Here is an 8704-nt window from a genome sequence, read left to right on the forward strand (position 1 = left end):
ATCTGAAAATGGAAAGAATATTTATTGTGACGGTGGTGCAGAAGTAATAAATGAATTATTAAAGCACAATTTAATAGACGAGTTTATAATTTCGGTTGTACCGATTTTATTAGGCAATGGAACGAGACTTTTTAAAGACGGAAGACCTGAGCAAATACTTAAACTTGTAACAGCAAAAACATTTGAAACAGGATTGACACAATTGCATTACATTAAAAACAATGAGTAGTATATTGTTGATATAGAAAACGTATATAAGCCCTAATCCATATATTACGCAAAGCATAGTAATTATCAGTCAGCTCGCATAAAAATCCTTTGTCAAAAGATGAGGGGAGAGACCTAAGTAATAACAGTATGTTCAATAAAAAAGCCGGTTTAAACCGGCTTCCTCTATTATTAGTTTCTTAATTTTAATCAAAATTGATCATGGCTTTAATAACGCCATTTTTAGGATCCAACCAACTTTCAAATTCATCTTTAACTTCATCGAAACCTACAGTATGCGTAATATAAGTCGTCGGTTTCACCAATCCTTTTTTCATCGAATCTATCACATGTTCAAAATCAACACGATTGGCGTTTCTGCTGCTCATTAATGTTGACTCTCTTTTGTGAAATTCGGGATGAATGAAAGATATTTCACCCTTTTGCAAACCAACCAAAACGTAACGTCCGCCGTGTGCCAGATATTGAAAGGCACCGTTAATGGCCTTCTGATTTCCAGTAGCATCAATAATGACTGTTGGCATATCATTATTAGTGATTTGTTGTAAAACCTCTGTAACGTTTTCTTTCGTTGGGTTAATGGTATATTCTATATCTAATTTCTCTTTACAGAAATTCAATCTGTCATCATTAATATCCAGAGCAATTACTTTACCTCCGGCAATTCTGGCAAACTCCATAATTCCCAAACCTATAGGTCCGGCACCTAAAACCAGAACGAATTCGTCTTTACTTACACCGGCTCTTCTAACGCCGTGAGCACCAATAGCTAATGGCTCTACTAAGGCCAATTCTTCAAAGCTTAAACCTTCTCCATGTACAAGAGAATAAGTTGGTACAGAAATATATTCTGCCATAGCACCATCTATGTGCACTCCACAAACATTTATAGAAGTGCAGCAGTTCTCTTTTCCATTTCTACATGCAATGCATTTGCCGCAGTAAAAGTACGGTATAATGGTAACGGCTTCACCTTTACCGAAACTTTTATCATCTGTCTCTATAATTTCTGCAGCCAATTCATGCCCCAATCTTCTTGGATAATTGAAAAAAGGCTGAGTGCCAGTGAATGCGTGTAAATCTGTTCCACAAATGCCCACTCTTTTTATTTTAAGAATACTTTCTCCAGCGGAGAGTTGAGGAGTTTCTGCGTCTTGATATTCGAAAGTTCCTGGTGTTGTACACACAAGTGTTTTCATGTGATTTCTTGTTTAAATTTGAATGAGATTTTTTTCCCTCATTGCATTCCAAAATTCCTGAGGGATTTGTTTAGTAGCCATTTCTATATTACCTTTTACTTTGTCTGGTTTAGTAGTGCTTAAGGCTACAGAAGAGACGCCTTTGATATTGAAACCAAAATTGAAACAGGCTTCCGCTGGGGTGATCCCGAACTTTTTACATATTTCATAGAATTGATCTCTCCAGTTCAACAATTCTCTGCCTCTTTCTGTTTGGGGATTAACTTCAACATAATTATAAAAATTACTGCCAATCAGAAAGCCTCCATTGAAAACTGCTGAATTGATAACTGTAATTCCTTTATTGCTTAACTCGTTTATAAATTCTATTAATTCTTTAGGGTGCGAATGCACAGTTAAGCTGTTGGCAATCATTACCCAATCGAGTTCAATATCCTGCGCAATACGTTTGATAACTGTCCAGTCTTTGGAACCAATGCCTATAGATTTAGCTTTTCCCTGGCGTTTCAGATCTCCTAATGCTCTGTATGCATCTAAAATGTCCTGATAACGTTTTTTTGCATCTATTTCATCTTTGGCTGCTGCCAGATATTCGTCTGGGTCATGTACCGAAACCATGTCTGAATTGTATTTTCCCAATAACTCATTACCCTGTTCGAAACAATCAATAATGCCCTGATAACTTATCTTCTGAACAGCATCATTTTTCATATCAATCCAGATTCCTTTTTCAAAGGTCGGTTCTGGCGTTGTTAATTCGATCTGGTACCAACCCAGTTTATTGTTAATAACAACCCTGTCGGGATTAACATTTAAATCTGCCAGACATTGTCCTAATACTTCCAAAGATAAACCCGCACCATATTTTCCGGCACTGTCGAAAACGGGTATACCCGGACTGTGCTTAATACACTCTTCAACAATTGCAAGTTTCCTTTCATAGGGAAGCGCTTCGTATATATTGCCCAAACCACTGGTTCCAAAAATCACCGGGGGTATATTTTGTATGTCTTTTGATGGCATAAATAAAGGTTTATAAGTTGTAAAATCGTTGAGCGTTCAATCCAAAAATATTTTCCTGTTCTAACAAAGTAAACGTAGCGTAGTATTCTTTTGGTATCGATTGCATTTCTGAATATGCGGCTGCTACGAGACATACCGGCCAGTCACTTCCAAACATAATTCTATCAGTACCGAAAGCCTCGGTGATTATGTCTAAATACGGCGTGAAATCTTCTTTTTGCCAATTCTTATAATCAGCTTCTGTAACCATCCCGCTAACTTTTACATAAACATTAGGGAATTGTGAAATGAATTGAATATCTTGTTTCCATCCCTCTATAATTCCTTTTTTTATGTATGGTTTTGAGATATGGTCTATCACAAAGGCTTGATCGGGATTTTCCTTTACTAATTCGATAGCTGCTTTCAGGTGTTGTGGAAACAGGAGCAAATCGTAAGTGAAATTGAAGCTTTTAAGTTGAGATATTCCATTTTTGAAGCCAGGCTGTAGCATAAATGAAGGCTCTTCGCCTTGTAGCACATGTCTGAAACCTTTAACAACAGGCTCTTGTTTAAAATGAGCCAAACGCTCTTCAATATTGTGAGCCCTCAGATCTACCCATCCAACAATACCTTTGATGAAACTGTATTTTCTGGCTAAGCCAATCAGAAAGTTGGTTTCGTCCTCTGTCTGGTCTGCTTGTACAGCAACGCAAGCATCCACTTCGTTTACTTTAAGAATAGGGGCAAGATCTTCCGGAAGAAAATCTTTACGAATATTAGCCATTTCATCGTCTATCCAATTATGTTTAATTGGCTCGTATTGCCAAAAATGCTGATGCGAATCTATTCTCATAGTTTATATTTTTAAACTATAAAGGACAGAAAGTTCAAAAATTGATTTGATATACTTTGCGTCCCTTATGGTTGCAGTACATTATTTTCCGAAAAACGCTTTTACCTCTTGTCTTGATGTTCCTAAACCATCAATACCCAATTCCATTACGTCTCCAGGTTTTAAATAAACCGGAGGAATAAAACCTAAACCAACACCATGTGGTGTGCCGGTAGAAATCACATCACCGGGTAAAAGTGTCATAAACTGACTAACGTAGGATAGCACAGTAGGAATATCAAATATGAAATCATCTGTATTTCCATCTTGCAGAGTCTTTCCGTTTAATTTTAGCCATAGACGCAAATTATGCGGATTTTCTATTTCGTCTTTGGTAGCTAACCACGGTCCAATAGGAGCGAAGGTATCGCAGCCTTTTCCTTTATCCCAGGTACCACCACGTTCTAACTGGAACTCCCTTTCACTAATGTCGTTATGTAAGCAGTAGCCGGCAACATAATCCATAGCTTCTTCTTTACTTACATAACTCGCTTTTTTACCGATAACAAAAGCTAATTCTACTTCCCAATCTGTTTTAACAGAGTTTTTAGGAATAACAACATCGTCATTAGGTCCTATTAACGCAGTGGTAGATTTAAAGAATATAATAGGTTCTGCAGGAATAGGAGCATTGGTTTCTTTAGCGTGTTTTGCATAGTTTAAACCAATACAAACTATTTTAGATGGTCTCGCAAAAGGAGCGCCCAATCTTACATTGTCATCTATAACAGGTAATTTTCCAGTGTTTTCTTCAACAAATTTGTTTAGTCTGTTTAATCCGTCATTTTCAAAGAAAACCTCGTTGTAATCTTCGCCGAATGCAGATGTATCGTATTTAATATCGTTAATAATTACTCCGGTTTTTTCTTTACCAGCTTCTCCGAATCTAATTAGTTTCATGTCGTTTTAAGTTTTTGCCTCACCTAATCCTTATCCTCTAAAGGAATCGCTTTGGAACGAAAGAGGAAATTGGAAAGTGCTGCTATTTATAATATTATGAGTTTATTTTGTGTTTTTCTTGTTTTGTTTTATTTATTTCTATGTTCCTAGCTGTTCAGTTTTATGAATCCACCGTCAATAGGGTAGTCATTTCCTGTAATAAAGCTTGCTTCATCTGAACATAAATATAAGGCCAGGTTGGCAATTTCTTCTGTGGTGCCCATTCTTCCAATAGGTTGAGTTTTAGAAAGTGCATCAAACATTTCCTTTTCTTTTCCCGGATAGTTTTTAGCTATAAAGCCGTCAACAAAAGGAGTGTGCACTCTGGCCGGGGAAATAGAATTACACCTGATATTATGCTGTAAATAATCTTTTGCTACGCTTAATGTCATAGCAAAAACAGCACCTTTACTCATAGAGTAAGCAAATCTGTCGCTAAGACCAACCCATGCGGCGATAGAAGCAATGTTTAAGATTACCCCGCTATTTTGAGTCATAAATTTTGGCAAAACTTCATGTAAACAGTTGTAAGTACCTTTTACATTTACGCGATAAACTCTATCTAAATCTTCTTCAGATGTATTAACTGCATTGCCAACATGAGCAATTCCTGCGCAGTTCACCAAAATATCTACTTTGTCGATCTCATTAACAATAGCTTTTATTTCACCTTGATTGCTTACATCCGCAGAATAAACTAATGCATTGCCGCCAAAACCTTCAATCACCGTTTTGGTGTTTTCTGCCTGCTCTAAGCTTAGATCTATAATATGTACTGTAGCACCGGATTTTGCAAAATTTTCTGCAATGGCTTTACCTATACCACTTCCGCCACCAGTAATTATTGCAGACTTCTCTTTTAATGAAAACATGTCTTTTGTTTTTATTTATCAAATATTTAGTGTCAAAAAACCTGAATCTTTCTTAGATCTCGGTTCTTGTTTTTGTCATTTACAATCTCTTAAAGGCTTACACCCCTTTTCCATGGAATGAAATCATCCTGATTTAGTTGCACAGCCTTTGGTACAATTTCGCCGCTCGCGACTTTAATACAGAATTCTAAAATCTCTTCGCCAACTTCTTGTATTGTTTTTTCTCCTCTGATGATTGCACCGGTATCAATATCAATGATATCAGCCATTCTGGTAGCGAGTTGGGTGTTTGTGGCAACTTTAATTACCGGACAGATTGGATTTCCCGTAGGAGTACCTAAACCAGTTGTAAACAATATAAGTGTTGCCCCACTTGCAGCTTTTCCTGTAGTTGCTTCAACGTCATTCCCTGGTGTACACACTAAATTTAAACCGGGCTTTATGGCTGGTTCTGTATAATCTAAAACATCTACTACCGGAGAAGTTCCGCCTTTTTTTGCTGCACCTGTACTTTTTATAGCATCGGTAATTAAGCCGTCTTTAATATTGCCGGGCGAAGGATTCATGAAAAAACCAGACCCCACTGCATGAGCCTGGGCATCATAAGATTGCATTAAATGGATGAATTTTCTTGCGATTTCTTCGTTTTCACAACGATCTATCATGTTTTGTTCTGCACCGCATAATTCGGGGAATTCTGCCAGCAGAACCTTCGCGCCTAAAGAAACTAATAAATCTGCTGTGAAACCAACTGCAGGGTTGGCTGAAATACCACTAAATCCGTCGCTACCGCCACATTTTACGCCCACAGAAAGTTTAGAAAGTGGTGCAGGTTTGCGTTCAATTTTATTGATTTCTATTAAGTGCCGAAAAGTTTGCTTTATAGCCTCGGCAATTAAAAATTCCTCGCTTTGTGTTTTCTGCTGTTCAAAAACTAAAATTGGCTTATCAAAATGAGGAGATTTGCTTTTGATAGTCGCTACCAAATCATTGGCCTGCAGATGCTGACAACCTAAACTCAAGATGGTGATGCCGCCAACGTTTGGATGATTTGCATAAGCTGCTAATAGATTGCTTAATACTTCGGAATCTTGTCTGGTACCACCACAACCACCCTGATGGTTCAGGAATTTAATGCCATCAACATTTTTAAATACTCTTCTGCTCTTTTGATACCCAGGATTAGCTAGTGAAATGTCAATAGAAGAAATATCTTCTCCATTCTGATAGGCTTCCAGGATTTCTGCAGTATAATCTTTGTATTTGTCTGTAACAGAGTAACCTAAATTGTTGTAAAGCGCTTCTTTAATGGTATCCATATTCCTGTTTTCACAGAAAACCGTAGGAATAAATAACCAATAATTTGCTGTACCTACATCACCATTACTTCTATGGTAGCCATTAAAAGTTTTCTCTCTGAATTTGGAAACATCAGGAGCAGTCCATTTATAATCCACCTCTCTATAAAAATAAGGTTCGGCAGCATGGTGTAGATTTTCTGTAGTCATTCTATTTCCAATAGAAACCGGATGAAGGGTTTTCCCAACTAAGACCCCGTACATGATTACTTCCTGTTCTGTGTCGAGGTTTTCTATAAAAAATTTATGCTTAGCAGGGACATCATCTTTTAATGCGAAAGACAAGTCTTTCCATGTAATGTTTAGACCCTTTGGTAAATCCTGAAGCGCTACAAGAACGTTGTCGCGTTCGTCAATTTGTATATACTGCTTTTGAGCCATGGTTAGGTATTTAATTATGATAGAAAAATAAAATTCAATATTATTGAATTTTATTTTTCTATATTGAACAAATTTATCGATTTTTACATCATATCCAAATTTCCAATTTATAAAATGATCCAAGTTATTCAGCGAGCTTTAGATATTTTAGAGTTTTTAGCAAGGGAACCTCAAACGCCGAGAACACTAGGCGAAATAGCTAATACAATAGGCATACAGCCCAGTACCTGTGCTAATATTGTTAAAACATTAACACAAAGGGGCTACATAGTTAAAACACAAAATCAAAAAGCTTATTGTTTAGGACAACAATGGAACAATATTCTATTTAAACATATTCATTATGAAAAACTTATAGCAGTATCTAAGATGGAGTTGGAAAAACTGACTGCCAGACTAAATGAAAATACTTCTGTTGCCATATTGGAGAATGATTTAAGAAAAGTGATTGTTAAAAGAGATTCATCACAACAAATTCAAGCCCAAACACCCGATGCAAAAAATGCTTACGATACTTCTACAGGGCGTTTGCTATTAGCGATGAAAACAAACGACGAGCTTAAAGCATATATAAATACTTATGGTTTACCTGATAAGAATGTGTGGCCGGAAATAGCGGATGAACAACTATTTTATGTAGAAATTGAAAAAATCAGAAGTCTTGGGTATGCGCTAATAGAAGACAGTGTTCAGGTTATCGGCTTTGCTGCCCCCATCTTTTTTAATGATAAAGCGATTGCTGCTTTAAGTATATATGTACCGGCTTTCAGATATTCTGATAAGCTTAGAAATCTATTTACTGATTTGGGGCTTAAAACAGCTCAAAGGATAACCGAATTATTGAAATTATAAACCCATTCTTGATAAACGTGTTGTAACTTAGTAAAAATTAATGTAAAATATGTCGAAATTAAAGGAAGAAGAAAGAAGCACATTTAAGGAAATTTTAATAATTATATTAAAGTTAGTTTTTTGTGTCGTATTGATCTATTATAGTTATCATCCTCCTTTATTATACAGAAGTATTCCTATTCTGGCTAAGATTGCTTATTCTGTAATGATCTTTTTAAGTGCCAGTTTATCTATTTCTATCATTCGCTATTTTATAATAAGCATATATATCAGTAAGAATAAACTTAAGAATAGGGTAAAAGACAATTTTATATTAGGGATTAATCAAATTGTTTCTGTACTGAATACTGTATTTATAGTTATTGCATTTATGTATCTTTTGGGAATAAATCCCATTAAATTCTTAACAAGTATAACCATTGTTGCTGCTGCTATTGCTTTGTTGAGTAAAGAATATATTGCAAACATGATAAACGGGTTGATTATTATGTTTGCAGATAAACTTTCTTTAGGAGATCATATTAAAATAGGTAATGAAGAAGGGAAGATAGTAGATATTACCTTACTCAATGTAATTTTACAAAATGAGGATAACGATATGGTAGTGATACCCAATTCTGTTATTTTTAATTCTATTATTATTAACCAGTCTAAGCAAAATATAAAAAAGCTGACAGTTGAGTTTGAGGTAGATGTTGCGAAAAAATTTACAGCAGAATTTGTAGAAAGGGAATTGGAGTCCGTATTAGGAGATTATAAGGGCTTTGTTCTAGACGAAGGATTTTCTGTAAAAACTATATTTATTAAAAAAGATCTGGTGCATTTTAAGGTGCAATTGATTCTTAAACATTACGATAAAGTAAGGGAAAAGCAATTAAGGAGACTATTGTATACTAAAATATTGCAAATTGTTGGGCAATAGTTAGTTAGTTAGTTAGTTAGTTAGTTAGTTAGTTAGTTAGTTAGTTAGTTAGTTTT

At 35.7% G+C, this 8704-nt stretch carries 9 protein-coding genes; 3 read left to right on the plus strand and 6 right to left on the minus strand.

From position 1 onward, the window contains the following. A partial coding sequence (locus tag ABWO41_RS12420) for a dihydrofolate reductase family protein (RefSeq protein ID WP_353138310.1) occupies positions 1-229 on the plus strand: 229 nt, incomplete at its 5' end. Between the two features lie 184 nt (positions 230-413). Here ABWO41_RS12420 and ABWO41_RS12425 read toward each other — a convergent pair. The 6 genes from ABWO41_RS12425 to ABWO41_RS12450 form a co-directional block, all read right to left on the minus strand. After that, a complete protein-coding gene (locus tag ABWO41_RS12425; protein WP_353138313.1) occupies positions 414-1427 on the minus strand; it encodes a zinc-binding alcohol dehydrogenase family protein in 1014 nt (337 codons plus the stop codon). A gap of 12 nt (positions 1428-1439) precedes the next feature. Further along, complete coding sequence (locus tag ABWO41_RS12430; RefSeq protein ID WP_353138316.1) at positions 1440-2450, minus strand: aldo/keto reductase; 1011 nt, start codon at positions 2448-2450, stop codon at positions 1440-1442. Positions 2451-2460: 10 nt separating this feature from the next. Beyond that, complete coding sequence (locus ABWO41_RS12435) at positions 2461-3285, minus strand: amidohydrolase family protein (RefSeq protein WP_353138320.1); 825 nt, start codon at positions 3283-3285, stop codon at positions 2461-2463. A gap of 81 nt (positions 3286-3366) precedes the next feature. Further along, the gene (locus tag ABWO41_RS12440; RefSeq protein WP_353138323.1) at positions 3367-4224 is read right to left on the minus strand and encodes a fumarylacetoacetate hydrolase family protein; all 858 of its coding nucleotides are present in this window, start codon (positions 4222-4224) and stop codon (positions 3367-3369) included. A 146-nt stretch (positions 4225-4370) separates the two neighbouring features. Next, positions 4371-5135 (minus strand): SDR family NAD(P)-dependent oxidoreductase, encoded by a 765-nt coding sequence (locus ABWO41_RS12445; RefSeq protein WP_353138326.1) that lies wholly within the window; start codon positions 5133-5135, stop codon positions 4371-4373. An 89-nt stretch (positions 5136-5224) separates the two neighbouring features. Next, a complete protein-coding gene (locus ABWO41_RS12450) occupies positions 5225-6874 on the minus strand; it encodes a UxaA family hydrolase (RefSeq protein WP_353138329.1) in 1650 nt (549 codons plus the stop codon). 114 nt (positions 6875-6988) lie between these two features. On the opposite strand from ABWO41_RS12450, the gene ABWO41_RS12455 reads away from it, so the two are divergent. Then, on the plus strand, positions 6989-7726 hold the full coding sequence (locus ABWO41_RS12455; RefSeq protein ID WP_353138332.1) for an IclR family transcriptional regulator: 738 nt from the start codon (positions 6989-6991) through the stop codon (positions 7724-7726). Between the two features lie 49 nt (positions 7727-7775). Continuing rightward, complete coding sequence (locus ABWO41_RS12460; RefSeq protein WP_353138335.1) at positions 7776-8648, plus strand: mechanosensitive ion channel family protein; 873 nt, start codon at positions 7776-7778, stop codon at positions 8646-8648. Positions 8649-8704: the final 56 nt, after the last annotated feature.

The organism is Pseudopedobacter sp. (assembly GCF_040392825.1).
In the GTDB taxonomy this organism is placed as follows: Bacteria; Bacteroidota; Bacteroidia; order Sphingobacteriales; family Sphingobacteriaceae; genus Pseudopedobacter.

Excerpts from the sequence above, each read along its gene's own strand:
- ABWO41_RS12425 (WP_353138313.1), bottom strand. The coding sequence starts at position 1,427 with ATGAAAACACTTGTGTGTACAACACCAGGAACTTTCGAATATCAAGAC.
- ABWO41_RS12430 (WP_353138316.1), bottom strand. The coding sequence starts at position 2,450 with ATGCCATCAAAAGACATACAAAATATACCCCCGGTGATTTTTGGAACC.
- ABWO41_RS12435 (WP_353138320.1), bottom strand. The coding sequence starts at position 3,285 with ATGAGAATAGATTCGCATCAGCATTTTTGGCAATACGAGCCAATTAAA.
- ABWO41_RS12440 (WP_353138323.1), bottom strand. The coding sequence starts at position 4,224 with ATGAAACTAATTAGATTCGGAGAAGCTGGTAAAGAAAAAACCGGAGTA.
- ABWO41_RS12445 (WP_353138326.1), bottom strand. The coding sequence starts at position 5,135 with ATGTTTTCATTAAAAGAGAAGTCTGCAATAATTACTGGTGGCGGAAGT.
- ABWO41_RS12450 (WP_353138329.1), bottom strand. The coding sequence starts at position 6,874 with ATGGCTCAAAAGCAGTATATACAAATTGACGAACGCGACAACGTTCTT.
- ABWO41_RS12455 (WP_353138332.1), top strand. The coding sequence starts at position 6,989 with ATGATCCAAGTTATTCAGCGAGCTTTAGATATTTTAGAGTTTTTAGCA.
- ABWO41_RS12460 (WP_353138335.1), top strand. The coding sequence starts at position 7,776 with ATGTCGAAATTAAAGGAAGAAGAAAGAAGCACATTTAAGGAAATTTTA.